This window comes from Lactobacillus melliventris (genome assembly GCF_042679465.1).
Lineage (GTDB): Bacteria > Bacillota > Bacilli > Lactobacillales > Lactobacillaceae > Lactobacillus > Lactobacillus melliventris.
This window is the reverse complement of the sequence record NZ_JBHTMT010000010.1, coordinates 31278-55247: the sequence shown is the minus strand read 5'-3', so window position 1 is coordinate 55247 and position 23970 is coordinate 31278. Positions and strand designations below refer to the sequence as shown.

The following is a 23970-nucleotide window of genomic DNA, read 5'->3' as shown; positions in this document are numbered from 1 at the left end:
TTTTGAATGTTCTCCTTAAAATAAGACATTAATATTTAACTCAATTCTACTCAATTTAAGATAATAAAAAAAGGTGGACGTAATGTCATCCACCTTTTAGTCTTATTTAAAAACAAACTATTTATTTTCGTCTGCTTTGGCCTTGTTCAAGAAAGCAACAACTGCTGCCACGTGCGCAACACGTTTCTTGCCGTTTCTCTTGTTCTTAGGTCTTTGGTTTGGTTCACAACCAGTGTTGTAATTCTCACCTTTACGCATAGTACTATACTTCCTTTCAGATTTTCGAAAATCTCATATAGTTTACCACTTAAGCTATAATGAAGCAAGATTTGCTCGTACTAGATCATTTTACTGTGATTTTTAATATCAAAAAACGGTTCCTTTGGAACCGCTTAAAATCTAATATTATTTATTAAATATTATCAGTTTATCACACTAATTATTTTCACTAACGGTCATAGCAGCATCAATCACGCCACTGTCGTCAGCTAAGCTGATTGCTGCATTCTTTTCATCAACTACCAAGTTATTGCCTAAATATTGCATTTCTGCAGGACTTGTGTATAAGTCAAAGCCCGCATTATTTTCAACTTTAATTGAAAAGTCTGGATCTTGCTTATCCAAGACCACAAATTGAAAACGGGTTCCGGCAGCACAACTGCCAGCAATATTAGAGTATTTATTAGAGCCGTCGTTTAACGATAATAAAACAACTTGCCCCTCTTTCACACTCTTTTTAATTTTATCAGCAGCACCTGATTTAACGTTCATTTTAACTGTTTCGGAATTACTCATTTTAATATTTCCTCCTAATCCTTAGCAATTTTCTCAAGTATAGGATATATTAAGTTATAGTGTCAAAAATTATGTTTATAGTAAAAGTATCCCTTAATCTAAAAAATTATTATTGCTAATAAGGGAAAAAAAGGTCAAAATGTATATAGCGATTACAGATGATTATAACTTGTGAAAGGGGACATTTTATGACCGTCTTGAAAAAGGTTTTTAGCGATAAAATCCTGCAGATTACTTTTGTAATAACGATTATCAGTCTTTTTTTTGCTAGACCGCGGTTTGAAGACATTAACTTACATACGATCTTTTCAGTCGCCGCGATGCTAATCATTATTCAAATATACGCCTACTTACACGTCCTTGATGTGCTCGCGTATAAACTGACCAGTATTGCTGATAATATGCAAAAACTAAATATTTTATTTACGGCTTTAGCAATTATCGCGGGGATGTTTTTGGGCAATGACATAACAGCGCTTACATTGATTCCCCTATACTTGAATATTGCTAAGAGATGTGATTTACCCCAGATTTTACCCGTTACTTTAATCGGTATGGGTGCAAACATTGGGGCTGCCTTTACTCCTTGGGGTAACCCTCATAACATCTTTTTAGTTAGTAAATATTCTGTTAACGCTGTCCAATTTTTTTCATGGTCTTTGCCCTATTTAATAATGGCACTGGTTATTACGCTGATTATTTTTCACTTTATCCCCCGCAAAAAAATTCCGCGGCAGGATGTTAAACAGATTAATATCAGCTTAAGACCAACAATCATTACTACAGCAGTGTTTGCACTATTCTTCTTGGGCGTATTTAAAGTTATTAATGTGGTAATTCCGCTGATTGTTGCAATTATCCTGGCGTTATTAATAAATCCTAGAATCTTGCTTAAGGTTGATTTCGCTCTGCTATTAACTTTCACCTGTTTCTTTATTTTCATTAGTGATATTCAACAAATTCCGATGATTGTCAGCATTATCCATACCATGATTAATTCAGAAACTTCAACTTACTTCACCTCAATCATCTCAAGTCAAATTATCAGTAATGTTCCTGCAACCATATTAGTTGGTAAATTTACCCCTTACGCTAAAGCATTGTTTTTAGGTTCCAATATAGGTGGCTTTGGTTCACCGATTGGTTCAATGGCAAATATGCTGGTGCTCAAAACTTTTACGCAAAATGCGACAGTCTCCAGAGGAGAATTTTTCAAAAAATGGACTGTAATGCAGTTCATAGGTTTGCTGGTCTTGACAGTTGTAGGCTGGGGACTTTTATTAATTTAATAATCAATTTAGTAAAGCTTTGCTAATGAAAGGTAGTATAAGCTCCTTTTTTATACTCAAAAGTCTCTTAATCAGTTATAATTAAGAGATATATAAGGAGGAAGACTATGAACAGTTTAACTTGGATAATTGTAATTATTATTATTTTATTAATTGCAATCTATATTGCGGTATACAATGGCTTACAAAAAGCCAAGGTTTACACCGATGAGTCCTGGAGCCAAATTGACGTCCAATTAAAGCGGCGTAATGACTTGATTCCTAATTTAGTCGAAACCACCAAAGGATATGCTAAACACGAAAGAGAAACACTGGAAAACGTTGTGCAGCTGCGTAATCAGTTAACTAACATTCCCAGCGATGACCATGCACAAACCTTAAAAGTTTCTAACCAAATTTCTGATGCGCTTAAGTCCATCTTTGCATTATCAGAAAATTATCCTGACCTTAAAGCTAATCAAAACTTCTTAAAATTGCAAGAAGAATTGACTAATACTGAAAATAAAATTGCCTATTCAAGGCAGCTTTATAATTCATCTGCTGCTTTATACGATCAAAAACTTTTAACCTTCCCTTCCAATATTGTTGCTCACATTCACGGTTTTAAGAAAGTTGACTACTTGCAAACCAGTGAATCTGAAAAAGAAGTACCTAAAGTTAAGTTTTAAATACTAGGCCAGTTTTATGTTATTTCAACAAATTGCCCGCAATAAGCGCAAAACTGTAGGTATTATGGGATTGTTTGTTATTATCTTGGCACTTGTAGGTGCGGGACTGGGTTACCTTTTTAGCGATAGACCAATTTTAGGTTTAGTTATTGCAGTGATTTTTAGTATAATTTACATGCTAATTGTCTTGCCCAATCCGGCCAACATGGTTATGAGCCTCAATCATGCCCAAGAAGTTCATGAACAAGATAATCCAGAGTTATGGCACGTTGTGCAAGATATGGCACTAGTTGGTCGTGTGCCCATGCCACGGGTATTTATTATTGATGACGCTAGCCCTAATGCATTTGCTACGGGAAGGGATCCGAACCATTCAGCAGTTGCAGTTACTCAAGGTTTACTCGATATGATGAACCGCGAGGAACTGGAAGGAGTTTTGGGTCATGAAATTTCTCATATCAGAAACTACGATATTTTAGTTTCTACTATTGCGGCAGTGCTAGTAGGAGTCATTTCTTATCTTTCTGGGATCGCCAGCCGCTATATCTGGTGGATTGATGATGATCGTGATAGTGATCATGATAGTGGTGGCACTATCGTTGTCATTTTTAAGGTAATAGCTATAGCGTTTGTCTTAATTTTGGGGCCTATTTGTGCCAGTTTAGCGCAAATGGCATTGTCACGTAACCGCGAATACCTTGCTGATGCTTCTTCAGTAGAGTTAACGCGCAATCCTCAAGGGCTAATTTCGGCGCTTGAAAAAATTGACGGTTCTGCACCAATGAAAAAAGCTGACCCTAGTAGCGCTGGAATGTATATTGAAGATCCTATGCGTAAAAAACGCAGTTTTACCCATTTGTTTGATAGCCATCCGCCAACAGCAGACAGAATTAAACGTTTAGAAAAAATGTAAAAAAACAACCTTCTTGTTCAAGGTTGTTTTTTATTTCAAATTAATATTCGCCTGTCTGAATAGCTCTGCACGCATTTGCACTGGCGTTTCATGATAATATTCACTGAACTTCTTATAAAAGAAGGATTTACCGCTATAACCAACACGGGTAATTATCTCTTTGACGGAAATATCTGGGCGGGCAAGTAAACTTCGTGCTTCCAGCATGCGCCTTTCATCGACATGTTCCACAAAACTTTTGCCAGTTTTTTGTTTGACCAAACTTGAAAAATAATTAGGATTAAAGCCAAAATGCTTGGCTGCATCATTAAGCGTAATGTTAGTAAAATGGGCATCAATATATTTTTCCAGATCGGTCTGTGCAAACTGATGACTTGTTGCTGGAGTGGAAGTTAAATTTTGCTTTCTGACAGCAGAAACGAAAAGCAAAGTAAGTTCTGCCATGATAGCGTTGCGGGTAAATAAGTCATGATTAAGATATTCATTAATTATCTTTTTAAGTAGATGGGCAGATTCTGACATTAAGGTTCCGTTTAACCCTAATAATCTTTTTTGCTCAAAAGTAGTATTGATTTTTTTAAGCAATTTTTTCTCATAATTATTCATTACAGTTAGATTGTCAAAAAAGTTCCGAATATCTATATTGGGGTCAAATTCGAGTTTAACTAAAATATCTTTACTACCAGGTTTTAATATTTCATAATTGCTCTTTTTCTGTAAAAAGATGATATTACCATCATTGAGCATAAAATTCTGACTATTGATTCTCACTTTAGTTGAACCTTTTGCCTCATACAGAATAGTCAGTCCTGTTGTTTGGTAGCGATGAATTCCCGTATTACGATTTTCTAAAAAGGCTATAAACAAATCAAAGTTGCTGTTACCTGGTTTTATTTTCACTTCATTAGTATCAGACCTAGCCGCATCTATGATACTGGCTAAATATTGTTCCAATTTAACTGCTGCCATTTCTTTCACCTCTTATACAATTTTGGAGTTATATAGTTTTATTATATAGCAAATTTTCATCTTACTAATATAATTTTGTTATTTTACCTTTATCATTGTTGCTACATGGGTAACGGAAACTCCTTGTGCATCTAGACAACTAATTTTCTTTTCTGTATAATAAAATTTAACATCGGGGTGCCTGTAAAGGCTGAGATTAAACCCGCAGAACCTGCTATGGATAATGCCAGCGAAGGGAAAACGAAAGATTTTACATCGTCAGGCTATTATCCTGACGATTTTTTTGGTAACTAAATTGATTAAATTAAATAACCTAACATTTTCATATGATAAACAAAACCAAATTTTAACAAACATTAATTTAAATATTCCTACAAAGCAGTTTTCATTGTTAGTTGGACCAACTGGCTGTGGTAAATCTACCTTATTGAAAATAATAGCAAAGTTATATCCTGAATTTGCGGGACAATTAAGCGGCACTGTTACTCTGGGCGGGTTAAAGGCTGCTATGATGTTTCAAAATGCGAGTGAGCAATTTACTATGGCAACTCCTCGAGAAGAAATTATTTTTGCACTGGAAAACCTCTGCCTTAATAAAGGCCAGTATCTAAAGCAGTTAAATGAAGCTGTTCAGTTTACCCAAATTGATTATTTACTTGATCAAAAAATTAACACATTATCTGGTGGTGAACAACAAAGAGTGGCATTGGCTGTTCTTATAGCGATGAATGTTGACCTGTTTTTACTTGATGAGCCTTTCGCCAGCTGTGATCCCGCTGCCCGCAAGTTTTTAATCGCTAAACTAGCACATCTGCGCGATCAAGGAAAAACAATCATTTTAAGTGATCATGTACTAGCTGGTTATGAAGGAATTTGCGACAATCTTTTTCAATTTCAGGGTAAACGCCTGGTGCAGCTTTCTCAAGCAGAACAGGAAAAATTGTTGCGAAAAAATACGGATTCTAATTCCTATACTTTTGTCTTACCGCAGCAGACTGAGGAGTCGTGCTTTACCCTGCAAAACGTTCAGATTAGACAAAATCGTTTACTTCTAAAGCAGGAACAGTTAAAGATTGTCTCTGGTAAAACCACTCTGATTACAGGAGCCAACGGTGTGGGCAAAACTTCGCTTTTTAATGCTCTGACTAAAATGATCCCTTATTCAGGCAGCATCACCTACCACAACCGTGAAATTAATAAATTACCTACTCGTAAGTATTTGCTTCATGTAGGCCAAATATTTCAAAATGCAACTGACCAGTTTATCAATGTCTCTGTTGCAGATGAAATTAACCTCAGCAAAAAAAAGCGGACCAATTCTTATTTTACTGATGATAAAATAGCTGCTGCGTTGTCCTCTCTTGAACTTGATTCACTGCTTGATCATGTCGTATATTCATTATCCGGTGGGCAACAAAAGAAACTGCAAATCTTGTTAATGTTGATTTCAGATCAGGATGTATTGTTAATTGACGAACCACTTAACGGCCTGGATGCAGACTCCGCTGTCAAAGTGATGTCTTTATTAAGAGAGAGTCAGAAAGCACGGAAGCAAACGCTTTTAATTATCAGTCATGAGTTAAGAAATTTAGCTGATTGGTGTGACTTTCACCTTATTTTTAAAGACCAGCATCTAGCTTACACGAACAAGTGAGGTACTATCATGAATCCTAGTTTTAAATTTATCTTGGCTCTGATTATTTCTGTAGAAATATCACTGAAATCAAGTTTACTAACAAACCTCTTAATCATATTCTTGGCATTGGTCTATTTAATTTACAAACACATTAAATTAAGCAATTTGCTTTTAACTCTACTAATGCCTTTAATTGCCGCTTTTACAGTTTTTGCGACTTTATACTGGTTCTCGCCACAGCCCAACTTACAGAACGCACTAAGCTTATCTAGTCGAATTTACGTTTATACTTTGACTATCTACTGCGTTTCAATAGACACTACTGCTACAGAATTTGCCCGCTCTTTTGAACAAAATTTTCATTTGCCCAGCAAGTTTGCTTATGGAGTTTTAGCTGCTCTTAATATCGTTCCCCGAATGAAAGAGGCTGTTAAGCAAATTCGTACTGCTGGCATGATGCGGGGAGTATATTTAAGCTTTTGGTCGCCAGTTCTTTACTTTAAAGCTATCTTAGTTGCTCTGAATTCTGCAGAAAATTTAGCTCAAGGTATGGCATCCCATGGTTACCGCGAAAATGCCAAGCGTTCTGTCATTGCAGCTGTTCCTGTTAAAAAAAGTGACTGGCTGCAGTCAATTGCAATTTTGGTTTTAGTAAATCTAGCATTATTGACGTTAAAATAAAAAAGTGGACATGCTTGTCCACTTTTTCTATCCCTTAATTTATTCAGCTAAAGAATAACCTGCAACACTAATATTAACCGGCTCGTCTGCATTAATAAAAATTGCTGGCTTTTTGGTTGTGTAATAGCGTTCTGAAAATACCAGCTCCCCGTCATTTAAGAAAAACTCAATTGAACTTGTATCAATAAAAACTTGAATTTTTAATTTTGAATTTGGTCTCAGTTTGCCATAACGTTGTGCGTCGGTTGTCGATTTATCCGCTCTGATCAAAATTACTTCATTATTTTCCTTATTCCAAGATAATGTAACCAGATTTTCCTGTTCATTTTTAAAAATGAAGCTAATCTCATTACCTGACCAATTTTCAGTTTTAGCAGTTAAAAGCAACTCCAAGTGCTGCGGATCAGAAACATTAACTTGCATTGAAGAACTCGTTTGTTTTTCGTCAACTACTTTTTCTTGCCGTAGTTGTTTTAACTCATTAATTGGCGTCATATATAGCTGGTCGTTTTTTAAAGTTAATTCTCGCGGCAAAGTTAATGCCCCACACCAGCCGTCAGCCTGTTCGGGAAAGTCAGCGTGCCACATATCGAGCCAGCCAAAAACAATACGCCTATTATCAGGCGTTAACATAGTTTGGGCAGCGTAAAAGTCGTGTCCGTGATCAAGTTCTTGAAATGCACCATGTTTAAACTGATTGTTGCGATAATCCATTTTGCCGATAAAATATCCCGTTTGATAGCAGTTAAGATATTCTTTACCCTTTGCCACGATTCCTTGAGGTGAACATACCAAAACGTCCTCTCTGCCCAATGAAAAAAGATCAGGGCACTCCCCCAGGTGTAGCCTTCAATATCGGCTCCTTGAGAAACAGCAATTGGTCCCAAATAATCCCAGTGCAATAAATCAGTCGACTTATAAGTAATTGCACGGCCTAATCCTTTCTTATCCTGACCACCCACAACAATATAATATTCATTTCCATCTTGCCATACTTTAGGGTCACGAAAGTGCTGTGAGTTATCCGTCGGTGGCAATGCAATCGCAGGATTACCACTATATTTTGTAAAATGAATGCCATCGTCACTAAAAGCAACATTTTGTGTTTGATAAAAGCGACTATGATCATTGACATCGTAGTAATGATTACCTGTATAAATCAGATACAAGCGACCATCCTTTTCAATTGCACTGCCAGAATAACAGCCATTTTTATCCTCAGGACTATCCGGGGTCAGTGCAATTGGCAATTCTTCCCAGTGAACCAAATCTTGACTGCGATAATGGCCCCAGTGCATAGGGCCCCTTTTAGCTGAATAAGGATAGTACTGGTAAAAAATATGATAATATCCTTGGTAATATGAAAAGCCATTAGGATCATTCATCCATCCAGAAGGTGTTGTTATGTGATAATTTAGCCGATACCGCTTGTTAGTAATTTTAGCCGGAGTTTGCATTTTTGTTTTTTTATTGCCTTTCGCATAATCAAATCTACTTATGATACGGACTGCCACTATTAATCATAAAGCCGCGATAAATTTGTTCAATCAAAACGACCCGCATTAACTGGTGGGGCAAAGTCATTTCACCAAAGCTCATTAAATCGTCCGCTCTTTTATCCACTTCTGAACTGGTACCTAAACTGCCACCGATAACAAAAGTAAGATCAGAATGTCCATAGGTTGCAAGATCCTTGATTTCGTGCGCAAATTCTTCACTGGTTCGCTGCTTGCCATTAATTGCGGTCACAAAAACGTATTCTTTATCTTTTATTTTGCTCAAGATCCTTTGTCCTTCTATTTTTTTAACATTTTCCTGTTCTGCCGCACTAAATTTTTCAGGAGCTTTTTCATCTGGCACTTCTATTACCTGAACTTTGGCAAACCTACTCAGCCTTTTTTGATATTCAACAATAGCATCCTTAAAATACTTTTCTTTTAACTTACCCACACAAACAATTTTGATATTCATAACTGCTATTTTATCCCCCAATTCCCAAAGTTTCCACTGACCTTTTCCACAACTGTGTAAAGTTAAAAACTACATTTTGTGGTCTTTACCTTTAGTAAGCGAATAAATTGTGTTTTGCTTATTTTTTTAAATTTATCAAATTAAATTTACCCACAGTGAGATTAATTATAGGTAATTTTCACAAACTTTTTGCTCTCAAATACTGCTGTTAAGCCTTGAACAACTGTTTGAGCTAATTAATTTTCACTATTATTTACACACAATTCACAGGTTTTCCACAATTTGTCCTAACTACTTTTTCGCATTTTATGCACAATCCACAAAGTTATCCACAGTTATCAACAAGATTTTTATCTTTGTGTTTTACTTGACAGCTATTAATTCCGAACTTTAATTTGTTTCCCAATAACAATATTAAGAAAAAAACTATACTTATGTTTTAAACCGCATAGTATAGCCATTTTTCTACTTAATTCTGGAATATTTTTGATTTAGTCCGATTGCAATTTTACTCGCAAATTGATTTCTTTTCCGTTACGATTAACGGTTAAATTGACGTTATCTCCGACTTTGTGATTATACAAAATGCTGTGTAACGAAGCGACATCTGAAACAGCTTTGTTGTCAACTTTAATAATTACATCGCCTGCTTTAACTCCTGCTATAGCAGCCGCACTGTGCTTAGTAACTGAATCTACATAAATACCATTTTTAAGATTAGATTTGATGTTAAGGTGGTTTCTGTAACTGGAAGGAATGCCTTGTAAAGCAATTACTTTAACTCCCAGTTGTGGACGTACAATCTTACCTTTCTTAACCAATTGATTAACGATAGTCACTACTTCATTAGAAGGAATAGCAAAACCCATTCCTTCAACTGATGTACCGTCGCTTGATTGCGAAAGTTTCATTGAGTTGATCCCAATAACCTGTCCTGCAGAATTAACTAATGCACCACCTGAGTTACCAGGGTTGATTGCTGCATCCGTTTGAATAACTGTTTGCTGATTAGCAGATGAAGTAGTAATGCTACGTGCAGGAGCCGAAATGATCCCTTGCGTAACCGTAGAAGCATATTCACTGCCCAGAGGAGAGCCAACCGCAATTACTGTTTGTCCTGCCTGTAAGCTCTTGGAATCGCCAAATTCAGCCGTTTGAGTAACATAGCTGCTATCAATTGAAAGTACAGCTAAGTCTGTTGTAGCATCCGTACCAATGATACGGGCATTAACTGTTTTACCATTAGACAGCATAACCTGAACTTTATCACTACCAGAAACAACGTGGTTGTTGGTAACAATATAGCCCTTATTACCGGACTTAGTGTAAATTACGCCTGAACCTTCGCTGTATGTCTGCAGCTTTCCTTTGCCCTTATTATCATTATCGTAATCGCCGAAAAAATCGAAAAGGGAATTGCTGCTGTTTGTCTGCCTTTTCATATTAATAACTGAAACCACAGCACCTTTAACGTCGTTATAAGCTGGCGTCATTGTCCCGCTGGTTTTAGCACTGTTTCTAGAGGTTTTAGCACTGCTGGAACTAATACTAGTCTGTGCATTATTATTCATATTAGCATTATTAATTTGATCTAAGGCCACATATGAGGCCCCACCACCTATAAGTCCGGCTACAACACCAACAATAGCAGTCTTCAAAATGCCATGTTGGTTACGACCAGAGTTTTGATTATTCATCATTTAGTCTCCTTTATACATCTTTTTTACTATACTAACAAAATTTGAAAAAAGGTAAAAAATTTCCTTAAATTTGTACTAAATTAGTTGGCTGGACCGGGTCGGTCAAAACAATTTTAACATCACTGGGCAAATTAGCATCTCCGTCAACCATTATTTTTTTAGCAGCATTGTAAGCTAACTTTGCCGTATTATTGTGCTGACTCCTGTGTGCCAAAAAAATATGTTCTGTTTTACTTGTTACTACATCCAGCAGAGCCTGCCCTGCATCATCGTTTGATAAATGACCAATATCCGATAATATGCGTTGTTTTAAGCCCCAGGAATACGGGCCATTACGTAGCATCATGTCGTCATAATTAAATTCCATTAGATAAGCATCTGCGTCTGCAATTACACTTTTTACCTTACGGGAAACATAACCGGTATCAGTCAAAAAGGCCATTCGTTTACCGCCGCTTGTAAAAACATAATATTGTGGCTGAGCCGCATCGTGACTGGTCGCAAATGCAGTAACATCCAAATCACCAAATGTTTTTGTTTGCCCCGGTTCAATAACATTAATTTGTTCAACCGGTATCTGCCCAATTTTTTGCGTTTCAGTTAAATATTCCCAGGTACCACTATTGGCAAAAGCAGCAATTTGAGGGTAGCGTCGCATCAAAACCCCCAATCCTTTACTATGATCTGAATGGTCATGGCTTAAAAAAACCATGTCAATATCTTTAATATCAACGCCAACTTCACTTAGCAACATCTTGATTTTTTTGCCTGACAAGCCGGCATCCATCAAAATCTTATGCTGCCCAGTTTCAATCAAGCTGGTATTGCCAGTCGAACCGCTGGCCAAAACGGAAACCTGCACCGCATTCTTTCCTTCCTAATTTTTCTGTACATTAACATTATATGAGCTGCCCTGCAAGATTTGTGCTGTAAATGCATTAACTCTTTTAACAGTAATATTCTTAGTAGTCTTATTTTCTACCTGAATTAACCAAGTTGGTAATAAAATAGTACTCCCGCGAACATCGGTTAATTTAGAATAACCCAGGCTAACCTGCATTACACGTGAATTGTTGACAATTTCCCTATCAGTATACATTGCTTTGACAGCATGCCAGGCACTGATAATTAATTGTGGTTCACGTACAGCATTAATAGGCCCCATATAAGAAATAGTATAGTTAACAATTTGATTATCACGCACATTAATTGTTAACTGGGCATCACTGTCATAAATACGGCCATAGTCAGTATTTTGGACATAACAATAGGTATTATCGCCTGACATACTAGGTTCGAATTTAAATTCTTTACCGTAAGGAACATTTTTAGGATCATTTTTAAAATCCTCTAGTTGTTGTAAATTCTTTTTACGATTCCCACTAAGCAAAATCAGGGATTTTGGTGTACCAGTTAAAGAATTATCACTCTTGGAATAATGGGTGGTAACTTGCGTTAAACTGCTGCTTTTACGAGAAAGATAGTCGCGATTCTTAACAGCTAAGTAATAACCAGATTGTTGCTTATGCGAAATATGGAGGGGAATATCAATGCCGTCAGCACGCATCTCGGCCCGGATACTTGTTGCAGTGGAACCGGAGGTATCACTTAAGCTAATAGGAGAACGCCAAATTTCTATTCCTAAATAAATATCAATTAACAAGAAAATAATGAAAAATAACCATTCTATTCTTTTACGGTCCATTTTTATTTCCCTTCTTCCATTATTGCCTGTTTATATTTATTTAAACTCAGAAAATCAACTTTTTCCCATTCAGCTAAACTCTTCCATTGATTATAAGCTTTCACATAATAACCCGGTACTAGATTAACCAGGTGGTCATGTGAATTATCCTTTTCTACACCAAAAGCCACTATTATGCGCTGAATTTCTTCTTTTCTCATACCGGCATTAACTAATCTTTGCATTACCGTTATACTTGATGGCAGGGTTTTTGTTTGTCCATCAAAAGGTATCGGAATTTGTAAATCCGTATTGTTAAAATCAACTTTAACTGCATCTCCAGTAAATGATGTCATCACTTGAGGACTGCTGTTATCCCAAAAGACGGGTATCCCTTCAACATAATTAGCATAGCTAATGGAATCATCCGTTGTATCAAAATAACGTAAATCTTGTTCACTCAAGCCAAGTTTATGAACAAAACTGACACTTTCCAGCAGTTGATCGTTCAGCGTTTTGTCTTTGCGCTTTTCATAACGTGTATAGTGAAAATCATGCCGGTCGGTTTTAGCCTTTGGGACTCTTAAGTTAGTATAGTAGTTAAGCGAATACGTAACCCAGCCTTTTTTATTAGAGCGTGTAGTTACATTTGTCGTACCGAGAAGGCGAGAAACAAAGTAAGAATCGGTTTGTGTATTTGTCAGATAGCTGTATATGCGCCAGTGGTCTTGTCTGGTAAAAAATACCTCATAGCAATTTTTGAGACGCACAAACTCAACGGGGATCTTGCCTCGAGCGTTACTGGCATAACTACGCAGCTTATTAAAGTCACCCTTAATTAAATTAATGCGGTAAATGGTATAAGTCTTATCATTACCTAAATAAAGGAAATCATTACTATTTGTGATGAAGATACGACGAAACTTAGGATCGCCTTTTTTAACGTTTTTCTTAGTGAACAAATTAATGCTGACTTCTTTTGGAAAGCTTAACTGGACACACTCCGAATTATGCAACATTTCCTCATATTGTTTTTTATCCGTGCTAATTTTCTTAATATTACGGTACTTTACCCCTTTTATTTCTTTGACAAATTCCAGAGGTAAATTCTTTTTAGCATCATACAAGCGGTACAACTGACCATTTTTAAAGCCATAAGAATTAGTAGGAATATATAGATTGGAAACAATCCGATCGCGGTGGCTTCGTGTTTGTTCTGCAACCCTGCTGGTTTGACTAATACGATTGAAATACTGGTCATTAGTCATAATGAATATCCAGAGTACAATTGACAGACCAAAAACCGCCAAAGTTCCTATTAAAAGCAACGCGTCGCCAAGCTTAAATTTAGACTTCATCCCAATCATCCCCTTCACTCATTGGTTCATAAGGCAGTGCAATATAAAAAGTAGAGCCCTTTCCTTCACTGCTGTTGGCCCAAATATGACCGTGATGTTCTTCCACTATTTCTTTAGCAATCGCCAAGCCTAATCCTGTACCACCCTGAGCCCGTGAGCGAGCTTTATCAACGCGGTAAAAGCGATCAAAAATTTTAGTTAAATCTTCTCGCGGTATACCCAAGCCCTGATCGGTAATACTCAAAACAATGCGCTTTTGCTCTGAATGCAATTTTACTGTGATCACGCCACCATCAGGCGAATATTTAATGGCATTGTTCATAATGTTATCAATTACCTGCGCAAACTTGTCAGTATCAATTTCTACCCATAACGCCTGCGTACCCAACTCACGAGTAATGGTGTACTTTTTATTTTCTTTTTTATCCGTTTTAACAATCATGTCGAAGCGATCCAAGATATGAGCTACAAAATCATTAAAGTTAACCCACTCTAAATCAACTTTGGAAACTCCCCTGTCCATTCTTGACAGGCTGAGAAGTTCACTGATCATTCTAATCATGCGCTCAGTTTCTTCTTGCGTTACCTGCAAAAATTTGGGGGCAACATTGGGATCTTTCCATGCTCCTTCATTTAACGTTTCAATATACGCGTGTAAACTAGTAAGTGGCGTACGTAATTCATGGGAAACATTAGAAACAAACTGCTTTTGTGAATTTTCATTTTTCTGTTGTTCAGTAATATCATGCAAAACACAGACACTACCAGAAACAAAGCCCGTAACTCTTTTAATAAGAGAAAAACTGGCGTGTAGAATGACTTCATCCCTTGTTCCCTTACTCAGGGTGATTGCTATGCCTTTCTGATTGGCAATTAAATCTTGTGAAGACTCTTTTAAACCTAAAACCGTAGCGATGGGCTGATTAATGATTTCATCTTCCGTTTGGTTTAAAAAATTGAGCGCCATTTGGTTGACAACATTAACATTACCATGCCGGTCAGTTGCAAGAACACCATCACTCATATGAGACAGAACGCTGTCCAGCCTGCGCTGTTCACTTTCAGATTCTTCTTGAGAGCGCTCAATTCTAACAGACAAGGTATTAAAAGCCTGACCTAACTGCCCTAATTCATCGTTGGAATAGATTTTTACCTGGCTTGAATAATCACCATCGGCAATATTAAGCGCCTGACTCTGCATTTCCTCAATGGGCTTAGTAATCGCATGGGAGACTACTAAAGATAAGATTGCCCCCATTACTGCGGCAATCATAGAAGTGACCAAAAACATCAATGAAATATTGCGCAGGTCATTAAAAACCCCTTGCATTGACGCTCGGACATAAATCGCACCAACAGTGTTGGCGGAGCCGTTACCTGCGTTCAAAGGGGTAACTTGCACCATATAGTCTCCGTTTTCATTGACAACTTTAGTTGCCTGTCTGCCAGTTGAAGTTACCTGCTTAACTAAAGTATTATTGACACGCTGACCAATCCGGTTTTTATCATTTAGGTTTGAAACTGCACGAATAATATCCTTATTGTCTACAACAATAATTTCACTAATCGTACCTATACCATTGCTGTAGTCATTGACAATTCTGTTTAAATTACTGTCAGTATGCTTATTGTCTTTTAGTAATTGCGTTGACAACTGGTTAGAAACTATTGGCAAAACTTGAATGGATGATTGAAAATTTTCAATACTGTTTTGTTCCAATTGACGTGTAAAATAGGCACCAATAACTTCAATGGTAGCGATGATCATCGCCATGAACACAATAGCTAAAGTAGTATTTATCGAAATGGTTAAATGTTTAAACTTATTCTTGAATTTTTTCATAGTTTTACAAAATTAAATAAAAAGAAAGCCGCGCTTGCTAAATACTGCGGGGCTTTCTTTGTTAGTCTTCATTAGGCTGTTTAACGTAATAGCCAACACCGCGACGAGTTACTAAAATCTGCGGCTGAATTGGATTATCTTCAATTTTTTCACGTAAACGGTGCACAGTAACATCAACTGTCCGGACATCACCGAAGTAGTCATAACCCCAAACAGTCTGTAAAAGATGTTCCCTGGTCATTACCTGATCCATATGCTGGGCTAAATAATAGAGCAACTCAAATTCACGGTGAGTCAGCTCAATCTTTTTGCCTTCTTTTTCAACAATATAGGCATCTGGCATAATTACCAAATTGCCAATAGTAATATTTTTCGTTGAACTATCATCGCCAGCACTTTCATCTTTTTTAACAATATTACGCCGACGCAAATTAGCCTTCACCCGTGCCACTAGTTCACGGTTAGAAAAAGGCTTAGTCACATAATCATCTGCACCCATTTCCAGACCCAAAACTTTATCAATTTCAGTATCTTTAGCCGTAACCATAATTATGGGCATATCGTGTGTTTGTCTTACTTCACGAGCTACATCCAAACCATCTTTTTTGGGTAACATCAAGTCTAAAATCATTAAGTCAGGATTGTATTCGTCAACTTTTTTGATGGCTTCTTCACCATCATATGCAGTGTCAACGTCAAAACCCTCTTTTGTCAAATTAAATTTAATAATATCAGAAATCGGTTTTTCATCATCAACAACGAGAATTTTCTTTGACATCGAAAAGCCCCCTTTTGTTATCATTATACTGGTTTTTAGTTTATTAGCCAAAAAAGTCATCAAAATTTAATAAAAAAACTTGCATTTCATCGAAAATAATAGCATAATAGTCTCCGTTGGTTATTTGTAATGACGCTGATGGGTGGCTAGCTCAGCTGGCAGAGCAACGGACTCTTAATCCGTGGGTCCAGGGTTCGAACCCCTGGCCACCCATTGATTATTAAAGACAGCAATTACTTGATTGCTGTCTTTTTTTGTTTGTCAAAAATGATATTAAATCTAAATATAAAGCCTATTTAATTTCTTGTTTACTATATGGTATAATAGCAACCAAATAAATTTGGTTGCTATTATACCATATAGTTATTGTTTGTCAATTCGTGTTGATTTACTTTTGAGGAAATTTTATGAACTTAGAAAATAAAAAAGTAATTGATAGAGTTGGAAATGGTAAAGCTACTAAGTATCAACTCAAAGAATCACAAAAAATGGGTATTTTCAAAAATAAGCTATATTTACGACAGTTAGAGGATAAACTTAATAAGTAGAATTCTTCATACTTTTTTACACAAAAGCCTTGTCAAAAAGCAAATTAATTGTTATCATAGTTAACTGTCAACAGAAATGATAGCGGGTGGCTAGCTCAGTTGGCAGAGCAACGGACTCTTAATCCGTGGGTCCAGGGTTCGAGCCCCTGGCCACCCACCATAATAAAAATAGCACTGCAAGTAGTCGGTGCTTTTTTTATTGCCTTTTTTAATTAATTAAATTTTAGGTGACGTTCCGGTCACCTTTTTTCATTTTATAATCTGCAATATCTGTCAAAATTGCCTCTGCCGATTCCTTGATCGAGCCTTCTGCCAGTTTACGCTCATTTCCGCCAAGTGTATCCTCTTCAAGCCACCATTTTTGAAGAGTTGCGAGTGGAAAAGGATTGCCCTTTTTATTATTGTTTTTTATAGTTTGTGCAAAAGAAATATCTAAATAATAAACAAAAGCTCCTGCACCGAATTCATGTATTATTTTAGTTAGAGTTGGGCCATAAATCTTTTTGGGCAATATCCCTTCTAATATAATTATGGGATAATACTGCCGGCCCCACATTACCAGTGAGTCTATTAGACTGGCAGTTGGTGCAGCTACTTTTTCCTTAACATGTAAAAGATCAAGGCGCAATACATCTTCATGCAAAAGTAAACATCTTTGGTAGCCAAACTGTTTTTGCAAATAATTAGCTAAAACGGTTTTACCACTGCCTGAGTTTCCTCTGATTAAAATAAAAATTGGTGCCATTAAATCTTTTTCCTTTCAATGTAAGAATATCTAGAGCTAGCGTTGCTATTTAAGCTATATTATTAGCACTTTGCCATTTTAATATTAGAATAATACACGTAAGATATAATTAATAATCAATTATAAAAAAGGTAATATTATGAAGAAAAAATGGTTAATCGGATTAGGCAGTATTCTAGGTGTGTTGCTGCTTATAACCATGTTATGCCATACTTTTAAAAAGACAAGCCCTCAGCCGGATGAAGAAGTCAGCTCCACATTCAAGAAAAAAACTCCTTTTGCAGCAGTGCCTACCATCTATTTGCATGGCTATGGTGCGGGAGCACGATCTACTGCGGGCATGATTGCATATGCTCAGCAGCATAATGGTGCTCATAAAGTCTTAACAGCCAGAATTTCTGCTAGCGGCAAAGTTGATTTACGAGGAAGTTGGCCCCACGCTACTAAACGACCACTTATTCAAGTGATTTTACAGGACAATAAAAACAGTAATTATTATACTACCCGCGAGTGGTTTTATAATTTGATTTTACTTTTAAAACAAAAATATCATATTAAATACTATAATACCGTTGCTCATTCCATGGGAAACATTATGACACTTGCCTACCAGCTAAAATATGGTAAAGATAGTAACTTACCGCGATTAAAAAAGCAAGTTAATCTTGGTGCGCCCTTTAATGGCATCATTGGCATAGATGAGGAACCTAACCATAATTACCTACTCAAAAATGGGCGGCCAAAGTACATGACTCAATCCTACAAATATTTTTTAATGCACCGTCATAGTTTTCCCAATAATGTTTCTATATTAAATATTTTTGGTAATAAAGAAGACGGTACTAATTCAGATGATGATGTCAGCTGTGTTTCAGCGCAATCTTTACGTTACCTGCTAAGAGGCAAAGGCAAGTATCATGAAATCGAAATTAAGGGCACAAATGGTCAACACAGTAAATTACATGAAAATTACAAAGTAGATCGGATCATTGGGCAATTTTTGTGGTCTAAATAATTTTTTATTTTAAGTAATTTTAATATTTTTATCATAATTTTTAGCGTATAATAAAAGGAAAAGTACGTTTTTAGTAACAGGAGAAAAATGATGAATCCACTATTTGAAAATTTCATCTCAAAGTTAGCTCTTAATTTATCAACTTTGTCCACAGCTGAGCAAAAATACACATTAGATTTTTACCGTGATTTTCTACTTGATGGTGACTTTCAAACAAAAGAAGAAATTAACAGAGAATTAGGAACTCCAGACAGTTTGGCCCAACAAATTAAACATGATTATGTTAGGTTTTTAATAGCAGCCACATCTTCTGCTAATGCTCCGCATGCCAGTGATAATTATTTTAACGGCTTGCGTGTTAAAAAATATCCGCGCAAGGAGCGTACTATTGCTCCTGGAGGCTTTAGTGAAGTAAAACTGGAAGTGTTGGACACTGATGTAGTGATTCGTCAAGGTCAGCAATTTCAAATAGTAGTGGCAGATTATAGTAGTCGGCCAATACAAATAGATTTAGTTAAGCAGACATTAGTAGTTAAAGAGTTTCCCACTGAACAAAAAACTCATGTGCTTATGTTCAACAGACTTACCGATGCCAGTCGCATAGAAATTACCGTTCCTAATGTAGATTCGCTAACTGAAATTAGTGGACATAACCGCGATGGTGACGTTATGTTACAAAATCTCAGTCTTAATAATATTGTACTTGACTTGCATGATGGAGATTTATACTTAAATAACGTTCAAGTCTCAGACCAACTAACCTTTTCTGGCAGAGACTCTGACTTCTTTGTCACCCAGTCAAAAATTGCTCAGTTAGCAAGCAGAGTTCATGACGGAGATGTCAGTTTTAAACGCAGTATCCTTAAGCAAATAGTCGTCAAAACAGGAGATGGCGATGTAGAAATTAACCAATGTCACGCTAACCTCAACCTAGAAGCAAGAGACGGGGATATTAAGATTGAGCGCAGTCAGCTTACTAACCAAAACATTGTTAAAACTGCAGACGGTGATTTGAGGTTAAGCCATCTTGCTCACGAGATCAGCGTACAATTAAAAACAAGTGATGGGGACATCATTTATCACCATTCCAATATTGGCAACAGCTTTAATAGTCAAAACACACAAAGTGATTCCCTAAAAGCAGTCTCAAGAGACGGAGATATTATCATCAGTTAGAAATACATCTGTTAAAAAGATATCGTCTAATCAATTTACCATCATATATATTTCTATATTGCGCTTACTAATAAGAAAAAGGGTTGACCTGTTTCTCGACATATATTTGGAATAGCCCACTTTGATCATTAATTTAGATTCTAGCCCGTATTATGGCTGGCCTAAAACCCGATAACTTTTTGCTTATCAGGTTTTTTTATTTTATTCAAGATCTAAAGCTGCCTCTAAAAAGCTGTACTACTACATTTTAAAATCGAATAACTTCATCCGCTTTAGCTATTAAGTCATCATCATATGTGTGGGTTACGTATAATAATGTAACAGGTAAACTTAAAAGCTTGCTTTCTATTTTTTGCAAAGTTATTTTATCTATTCCAGAAGAGAATTCATCCAAAATTAACACACTTTTTTCCCGAAGTATTAGTCTTGCCAATTCAATTCTCTTAGCTTCTCCTCCTGAAACTTTTGTATCTGAATTTCCAAGATTCATATTCAAAGATTCGGCATTAGCCCATTTAGTTAATTCTACGAACTTTAATACTTTAATTATAGTTTCATCCGGATAATTTTTATATAAAGTTAAATTATTACGCAATGTAGTCGCAAAAACGTGGCCATCTTGTGGTAAGTAACTGATATTTTGATAAATTTGGTTATCAGTAAGTTGGGTTATATTTATTCCATTTAAGAAAATCTCTCCCTGGTAGTCATCTAATTGTTTGGTAATAAGTTTGATGAAAGTAGATTTACCGCTACCGCTTTTACCAACAATCAAATATTTTTGCCCAGCTGTAATTTTAAGACTCAGTGAATCAATAATATTTTTTTCTTTAAAAGAAACACTTACATCCTTTAATTCGATACTAGAAAAAGGCGCAATGACTTTATCGTTTTCAAAGGTAATTGCTTCTTCGCCAGTTTCCTTTTCTATAGAGTCAAATACCTTTTTTCCTCCGATCCATTGGGAAAATAGATCAGAAAAACTGTAAATAGGAAAAGAAATATTCGTAACTAATTGAGTAAATGCCACAATTTGGCCTATTGATAAATTATTCTTCATAATAAAAAACGTGCCAATTAGCCATGTACCAAAATATAAAAAATCAGAAAAAGTTTTATTGAGAACTGTAACTGTATTTTCTGTTTTTAGCTCTTCTTTTTCACTATGTAATAATTTTTCATTGATTTTGTTTTCTTCTGTAACTACTGCAGTTTCAGAACGATTTACCTTCCAGTCTGTTAGACCAGAAAATAAGTCGTTCGTTTTATTAACGTAATTATTAGTTGCAGCAATTGTGTTACTCTTTTTAAGTTGTAATTTTTTCCTAAAAATTATTGGTATCAGAATATTTGGAATACTTAAAATAATAGCAAATACTGCCATCACTGGGTTTATTATCCAAGAGAGCAAACTGGCAGCAAAAAATTGTATCAATAAGTATAATCCCCAAAAAAATGTATAAAAATAATTTTGCCCTAAATTATCCATTTGACTAGTCAATAACGAAATGTATTGCCCAGATTCATTTGAATTAAGTTTTATCAGTCTTTGTTGTGACAAGCGTTTAAAAATCACATTACGATAGACCGATACAGCTTCTTTTGCTAGATATTGTGAATTTAGCTGCTGCAAATAATATGCCAAAGACTGAACCAAAATAAATAACAATACATTGATAACCAAGGACACATATTTATTCAAGCCCTTGCTTGAAGCCACGTCCATAATATACTTTAATACTAGCGAGTTCGAAACCATTAATAACGCCAAAATAATGGTTAAAATAAGGTAAACTATTACCCTTTTAGGATCTTTTTTAAAAATATATTTCACTTACAACCCCCCTAATATAAATTTATTGATAGTAAAAATATTCGCATAAGGTGAGCTTAAACCCTTTTGTACTTCCTCATTATTTTTTATAAGATCAGTGTTTAAGCCCAAGTGTTTCAAAAAGCGACATTTTGAAGTATTTGTTCTAAGAACTTATTTAAGTTTTTTATTAATTCATCATGCAATCCTTGTTTTAAAAATTCTCAATAACTATTAAATAATATTTAAAATTAAGTTTTATAATATTGCAATCTTTTTATTATAGTTTTTAGTAAACTAATTTAATTTACAATAATTATAGTTGTTAGAACAATTAAGCAGCGAATTTTAGATCTTTTATTAATAAACTGTATTACTTAAAACCGCCAAGTGTGCTAAAACAGCGACGGTTATTTTTTGTCCTAACTCTTTAAGGAAGAGCAATTGTCCGTTTTTTCGGTCTATTTATAAAAAGTTACGGTTTAGTACTTGCTAATTTCTGCGGCCTAAATTAAAATATTATATAACATATAATATTAGGGGAGGCAAAGCATGGCAATCCAAATACCAACTCGTTTGCTAGATGGTGCGGTTTTAGCTTTTCTAAAACAAGATGATCTGTATGGCTACGCTTTGACGCAAAATGTGCAAAAGATTTTCTCTATCTCCGAGTCAACTATTTACCCTGTTTTACGAAGACTAAAAAAGGATAACTGCTTAACAACTTATGATGAGCCTTATCAGGGGCGAAACCGGCGCTACTACCATATTACTGCTGAAGGAATAACGATGCTAAACTCAATTCAAGATGAATGGCTAGATTTTAGTGCAAAAGTTAATCAAGTATTAGGAGGACAAAATGACCAAAGTAATTGCTGATTATATTGCCGAACTTGAACAAAACTTAGTCGATTTACCTGCAAAAGACCGCGAAGATGTCGTTGAATTTTACCGTGAATTTTTATTAGATGGCGACTTCGTCAGACGTTCTACAATTGAGGCGGAATTAGGAACCCCTAAACAGCTGGCAATCAATATCTTAGCTGATTATTCAACTAAAGATGACTCAGCACCCGCTAAAACAGAAACTCCACGGTCAAATTTAAAGGCCAGCTGGTATATATTATTGGGTATTTGTGCTGCTCCGATCGGGATACCGCTTATTTTGGTAATTTTATTCGTAATTTTCTTTTTACTGGCAATTTTCTTTGGCTTACTTTTTGCTTTAATAAGATTTTTGTTTAACTTTTTTGTTGGTGGTGGTTTAAACTTCCTGAAGTCACTATCTCTCCTATTCACCAGTGATTGGCCAACAGGCTACGTTTACTTAGGTAAATCGTTAATTTGTATCGGCGTCATCCTACTGTTAATGCCGTTTATTATCAAACTGGGCAAAATTTTGATTGCCAAGTGTACCCAAATTATTAGAAACTTAGGTAAAAACCTGCTTAAGAAAAATTACTTTCAGACGAGCTCTGAAAAGAATACCAATGAGGATAAATAAAAATGAAAAAGTTTTATAAAATCTGTGGACTAATCTTTGGACTGATACTGCTTGTTGGTCTCATTCTTCTACTCGTATTTAGATTAAATGATAACCCGTCACATGATTATAATGGTAAACGCACTCATTATAATGAAAGCAAGACTTTTTACGTGAATAAGTTCGACAGTATTAAGTTAGCCTGTTACAGACCCGATATCCGAATTTCACTTAAGGATATTAACAAGTTCAAAGTGGTAGTTAGAGGTGGGCACGGAGCAGACATCAAAAAAATAAAAACCAATGTCGCTAACAATCAGCTCACTATTTCGGATCAGCCAGAACATCATTATAACGATGGTTATTATGCAGTCGACATTTATATTCCTGCCAAAAACGCAGTGAAAAAGATAACTGGTTTTTGTGAAGAAGGCGATTTTTATATCAACAGTTTAAATGTTCCCCGCATCAATTTGACAATAGAAGATGGCGACGTTTTGCTTAATAAGCTTACTGCAAAAAACCTTGACCTAAATTCAAATGACGGTGACCTCAAAGTAAATCAATCGACTTTTTCACGTAGTTCACTAAAACTAAATGATGGCGATGTTAAAATTAGCGACTCTCAAATACTAAATAACAGCTCAGTTATATTGAATGACGGCGACTTTTTAATGTCAAACGCCCCTAAAATCAACTATGTATTGACAAACCATTCGGATGATAAAATCATGTTTAAAGGTTCTTACCATTCCAACCATTTTGCAAAAAAAGTTAAAAATAAACCCGTACTAAAAGTTACCAGTATGGATGGCGATATTCTAATTAATTAGTGGGCAAGTAATTTACATAGATGCTTTCTTGGTAAGTAGCACCTATTCAAAAAAACGTAGCCCAAACAAGGA

The 23970-nt window shown here is 35.8% G+C and carries 24 protein-coding genes, 2 tRNA genes, 1 pseudogene and 1 riboswitch; of the genes and pseudogenes, 13 read left to right on the top strand and 14 right to left on the bottom strand.

Annotated features, from left to right (window positions below; genetic code table 11):
• Positions 1–117: 117 nt before the first annotated feature.
• Both ACFQ32_RS09915 and ACFQ32_RS09910 read right to left on the bottom strand, forming a co-directional pair.
• Complete coding sequence (locus ACFQ32_RS09915) at positions 118–258, bottom strand: hypothetical protein (RefSeq protein ID WP_109917899.1); 141 nt, start codon at positions 256–258, stop codon at positions 118–120.
• Between the two features lie 177 nt (positions 259–435).
• A complete protein-coding gene (locus ACFQ32_RS09910; RefSeq protein ID WP_046324134.1) occupies positions 436–795 on the bottom strand; it encodes an iron-sulfur cluster biosynthesis family protein in 360 nt (119 codons plus the stop codon).
• Between the two features lie 188 nt (positions 796–983).
• On the opposite strand from ACFQ32_RS09910, the gene ACFQ32_RS09905 reads away from it, so the two are divergent.
• The 3 genes from ACFQ32_RS09905 to htpX all read left to right on the top strand — a co-directional run bounded on the left by ACFQ32_RS09905 (position 984) and on the right by htpX (position 3665).
• On the top strand, positions 984–2084 hold the full coding sequence (locus ACFQ32_RS09905) for an SLC13 family permease (RefSeq protein ID WP_046324133.1): 1101 nt from the start codon (positions 984–986) through the stop codon (positions 2082–2084).
• A gap of 107 nt (positions 2085–2191) precedes the next feature.
• Complete coding sequence (locus tag ACFQ32_RS09900; protein WP_046324132.1) at positions 2192–2752, top strand: LemA family protein; 561 nt, start codon at positions 2192–2194, stop codon at positions 2750–2752.
• Positions 2753–2768: 16 nt separating this feature from the next.
• On the top strand, positions 2769–3665 hold the full coding sequence (gene htpX, locus ACFQ32_RS09895; RefSeq protein WP_046324131.1) for a zinc metalloprotease HtpX: 897 nt from the start codon (positions 2769–2771) through the stop codon (positions 3663–3665).
• Positions 3666–3695: 30 nt separating this feature from the next.
• Here htpX and ACFQ32_RS09890 read toward each other — a convergent pair whose 3' ends face one another.
• A complete protein-coding gene (locus ACFQ32_RS09890) occupies positions 3696–4634 on the bottom strand; it encodes a helix-turn-helix transcriptional regulator (RefSeq protein ID WP_046324130.1) in 939 nt (312 codons plus the stop codon).
• A 163-nt stretch (positions 4635–4797) separates the two neighbouring features.
• A riboswitch (TPP riboswitch) is annotated at positions 4798–4889 on the top strand.
• Here ACFQ32_RS09890 and ACFQ32_RS09885 point away from each other — a divergent pair.
• Complete coding sequence (locus tag ACFQ32_RS09885) at positions 4858–6288, top strand: ATP-binding cassette domain-containing protein (protein WP_167334230.1); 1431 nt, start codon at positions 4858–4860, stop codon at positions 6286–6288. Its footprint overlaps the riboswitch before it by 32 nt.
• A 9-nt stretch (positions 6289–6297) precedes the next feature.
• Entirely contained in the window at positions 6298–6951 is a 654-nt protein-coding gene (locus tag ACFQ32_RS09880) for an energy-coupling factor transporter transmembrane component T family protein (protein WP_046324129.1), read from the top strand.
• 39 nt (positions 6952–6990) lie between these two features.
• On the opposite strand, the gene ACFQ32_RS09875 is transcribed toward ACFQ32_RS09880, so the two are convergent.
• The 9 genes and pseudogenes from ACFQ32_RS09875 to yycF form a co-directional block, all read right to left on the bottom strand.
• A complete protein-coding gene (locus tag ACFQ32_RS09875; RefSeq protein WP_244885253.1) occupies positions 6991–7374 on the bottom strand; it encodes a GH32 C-terminal domain-containing protein in 384 nt (127 codons plus the stop codon).
• 123 nt (positions 7375–7497) lie between these two features.
• Positions 7498–8336: pseudogene (locus ACFQ32_RS09870) on the bottom strand (glycoside hydrolase family 32 protein); the annotation flags it as partial.
• 106 nt (positions 8337–8442) lie between these two features.
• Positions 8443–8922, bottom strand: a complete 480-nt coding sequence (gene rlmH / locus ACFQ32_RS09865) for a 23S rRNA (pseudouridine(1915)-N(3))-methyltransferase RlmH (RefSeq protein ID WP_046324128.1) — start codon at positions 8920–8922, stop codon at positions 8443–8445.
• Positions 8923–9413: 491 nt separating this feature from the next.
• Positions 9414–10622, bottom strand: a complete 1209-nt coding sequence (locus ACFQ32_RS09860) for a S1C family serine protease (RefSeq protein ID WP_046324127.1) — start codon at positions 10620–10622, stop codon at positions 9414–9416.
• A gap of 64 nt (positions 10623–10686) precedes the next feature.
• Entirely contained in the window at positions 10687–11484 is a 798-nt protein-coding gene (locus ACFQ32_RS09855) for an MBL fold metallo-hydrolase (RefSeq protein WP_046324126.1), read from the bottom strand.
• Positions 11485–11499: 15 nt separating this feature from the next.
• Complete coding sequence (locus tag ACFQ32_RS09850) at positions 11500–12327, bottom strand: two-component system regulatory protein YycI (RefSeq protein ID WP_046324125.1); 828 nt, start codon at positions 12325–12327, stop codon at positions 11500–11502.
• A gap of 2 nt (positions 12328–12329) precedes the next feature.
• A complete protein-coding gene (locus tag ACFQ32_RS09845; protein ID WP_046324124.1) occupies positions 12330–13664 on the bottom strand; it encodes a hypothetical protein in 1335 nt (444 codons plus the stop codon).
• Positions 13654–15507, bottom strand: coding sequence for a cell wall metabolism sensor histidine kinase WalK (walK, locus tag ACFQ32_RS09840; RefSeq protein WP_046324123.1), 1854 nt, complete (start codon positions 15505–15507; stop codon positions 13654–13656). The genes ACFQ32_RS09845 and walK overlap by 11 nt, the downstream gene beginning before the upstream one ends.
• Before the next feature lie 61 nt (positions 15508–15568).
• The gene (yycF, locus tag ACFQ32_RS09835; RefSeq protein WP_046324122.1) at positions 15569–16285 is read right to left on the bottom strand and encodes a response regulator YycF; all 717 of its coding nucleotides are present in this window, start codon (positions 16283–16285) and stop codon (positions 15569–15571) included.
• A 140-nt stretch (positions 16286–16425) separates the two neighbouring features.
• Here yycF and ACFQ32_RS09830 point away from each other — a divergent pair.
• The 3 genes from ACFQ32_RS09830 to ACFQ32_RS09820 all read left to right on the top strand — a co-directional run bounded on the left by ACFQ32_RS09830 (position 16426) and on the right by ACFQ32_RS09820 (position 16993).
• Positions 16426–16498 (top strand) — tRNA-Lys (locus tag ACFQ32_RS09830).
• 194 nt (positions 16499–16692) lie between these two features.
• Entirely contained in the window at positions 16693–16833 is a 141-nt protein-coding gene (locus ACFQ32_RS09825) for a hypothetical protein (protein ID WP_167334229.1), read from the top strand.
• Between the two features lie 84 nt (positions 16834–16917).
• Positions 16918–16993, top strand: a tRNA-Lys gene (locus ACFQ32_RS09820).
• Positions 16994–17056: 63 nt separating this feature from the next.
• On the opposite strand, the gene ACFQ32_RS09815 is transcribed toward ACFQ32_RS09820, so the two are convergent.
• Complete coding sequence (locus ACFQ32_RS09815) at positions 17057–17578, bottom strand: zeta toxin family protein (RefSeq protein WP_046324121.1); 522 nt, start codon at positions 17576–17578, stop codon at positions 17057–17059.
• A 139-nt stretch (positions 17579–17717) separates the two neighbouring features.
• On the opposite strand from ACFQ32_RS09815, the gene ACFQ32_RS09810 reads away from it, so the two are divergent.
• Positions 17718–18593 (top strand): alpha/beta hydrolase, encoded by an 876-nt coding sequence (locus ACFQ32_RS09810; RefSeq protein ID WP_046324120.1) that lies wholly within the window; start codon positions 17718–17720, stop codon positions 18591–18593.
• 90 nt (positions 18594–18683) lie between these two features.
• Complete coding sequence (locus ACFQ32_RS09805) at positions 18684–19769, top strand: DUF4097 family beta strand repeat-containing protein (protein WP_046324119.1); 1086 nt, start codon at positions 18684–18686, stop codon at positions 19767–19769.
• Between the two features lie 247 nt (positions 19770–20016).
• On the opposite strand, the gene ACFQ32_RS09800 is transcribed toward ACFQ32_RS09805, so the two are convergent.
• The gene (locus ACFQ32_RS09800) at positions 20017–21603 is read right to left on the bottom strand and encodes an ATP-binding cassette domain-containing protein (RefSeq protein WP_046324118.1); all 1587 of its coding nucleotides are present in this window, start codon (positions 21601–21603) and stop codon (positions 20017–20019) included.
• 531 nt (positions 21604–22134) lie between these two features.
• Between ACFQ32_RS09800 and ACFQ32_RS09795 the strand changes: the two genes are divergently transcribed.
• Genes ACFQ32_RS09795 through ACFQ32_RS09785 form a run of 3 tightly spaced genes read left to right on the top strand, consistent with a single transcriptional unit; the run spans position 22135 to position 23898 of the window.
• On the top strand, positions 22135–22461 hold the full coding sequence (locus tag ACFQ32_RS09795; protein WP_046324117.1) for a PadR family transcriptional regulator: 327 nt from the start codon (positions 22135–22137) through the stop codon (positions 22459–22461).
• Positions 22442–23086, top strand: coding sequence for a DUF1700 domain-containing protein (locus ACFQ32_RS09790; protein ID WP_052724607.1), 645 nt, complete (start codon positions 22442–22444; stop codon positions 23084–23086). Before ACFQ32_RS09795 ends, ACFQ32_RS09790 begins: the two co-directional genes overlap by 20 nt.
• A gap of 2 nt (positions 23087–23088) precedes the next feature.
• On the top strand, positions 23089–23898 hold the full coding sequence (locus ACFQ32_RS09785) for a DUF4097 family beta strand repeat-containing protein (RefSeq protein WP_046324116.1): 810 nt from the start codon (positions 23089–23091) through the stop codon (positions 23896–23898).
• Positions 23899–23970: the final 72 nt, after the last annotated feature.

Coding starts and splice junctions, on each gene's coding strand:
- ACFQ32_RS09785 (WP_046324116.1), top strand. CDS start 23,089: ATGAAAAAGTTTTATAAAATCTGTGGACTAATCTTTGGACTGATACTG.
- htpX (WP_046324131.1), top strand. CDS start 2,769: ATGTTATTTCAACAAATTGCCCGCAATAAGCGCAAAACTGTAGGTATT.
- ACFQ32_RS09905 (WP_046324133.1), top strand. CDS start 984: ATGACCGTCTTGAAAAAGGTTTTTAGCGATAAAATCCTGCAGATTACT.
- rlmH (WP_046324128.1), bottom strand. CDS start 8,922: ATGAATATCAAAATTGTTTGTGTGGGTAAGTTAAAAGAAAAGTATTTT.
- ACFQ32_RS09885 (WP_167334230.1), top strand. CDS start 4,858: ATGCCAGCGAAGGGAAAACGAAAGATTTTACATCGTCAGGCTATTATC.
- ACFQ32_RS09845 (WP_046324124.1), bottom strand. CDS start 13,664: ATGAAGTCTAAATTTAAGCTTGGCGACGCGTTGCTTTTAATAGGAACT.
- ACFQ32_RS09910 (WP_046324134.1), bottom strand. CDS start 795: ATGAGTAATTCCGAAACAGTTAAAATGAACGTTAAATCAGGTGCTGCT.
- walK (WP_046324123.1), bottom strand. CDS start 15,507: ATGAAAAAATTCAAGAATAAGTTTAAACATTTAACCATTTCGATAAAT.
- ACFQ32_RS09900 (WP_046324132.1), top strand. CDS start 2,192: ATGAACAGTTTAACTTGGATAATTGTAATTATTATTATTTTATTAATT.
- ACFQ32_RS09850 (WP_046324125.1), bottom strand. CDS start 12,327: ATGGACCGTAAAAGAATAGAATGGTTATTTTTCATTATTTTCTTGTTA.
- ACFQ32_RS09860 (WP_046324127.1), bottom strand. CDS start 10,622: ATGATGAATAATCAAAACTCTGGTCGTAACCAACATGGCATTTTGAAG.
- ACFQ32_RS09810 (WP_046324120.1), top strand. CDS start 17,718: ATGAAGAAAAAATGGTTAATCGGATTAGGCAGTATTCTAGGTGTGTTG.
- ACFQ32_RS09815 (WP_046324121.1), bottom strand. CDS start 17,578: ATGGCACCAATTTTTATTTTAATCAGAGGAAACTCAGGCAGTGGTAAA.
- ACFQ32_RS09795 (WP_046324117.1), top strand. CDS start 22,135: ATGGCAATCCAAATACCAACTCGTTTGCTAGATGGTGCGGTTTTAGCT.
- ACFQ32_RS09825 (WP_167334229.1), top strand. CDS start 16,693: ATGAACTTAGAAAATAAAAAAGTAATTGATAGAGTTGGAAATGGTAAA.
- ACFQ32_RS09890 (WP_046324130.1), bottom strand. CDS start 4,634: ATGGCAGCAGTTAAATTGGAACAATATTTAGCCAGTATCATAGATGCG.
- yycF (WP_046324122.1), bottom strand. CDS start 16,285: ATGTCAAAGAAAATTCTCGTTGTTGATGATGAAAAACCGATTTCTGAT.
- ACFQ32_RS09875 (WP_244885253.1), bottom strand. CDS start 7,374: ATGCAAGTTAATGTTTCTGATCCGCAGCACTTGGAGTTGCTTTTAACT.
- ACFQ32_RS09805 (WP_046324119.1), top strand. CDS start 18,684: ATGAATCCACTATTTGAAAATTTCATCTCAAAGTTAGCTCTTAATTTA.
- ACFQ32_RS09790 (WP_052724607.1), top strand. CDS start 22,442: ATGACCAAAGTAATTGCTGATTATATTGCCGAACTTGAACAAAACTTA.
- ACFQ32_RS09915 (WP_109917899.1), bottom strand. CDS start 258: ATGCGTAAAGGTGAGAATTACAACACTGGTTGTGAACCAAACCAAAGA.
- ACFQ32_RS09880 (WP_046324129.1), top strand. CDS start 6,298: ATGAATCCTAGTTTTAAATTTATCTTGGCTCTGATTATTTCTGTAGAA.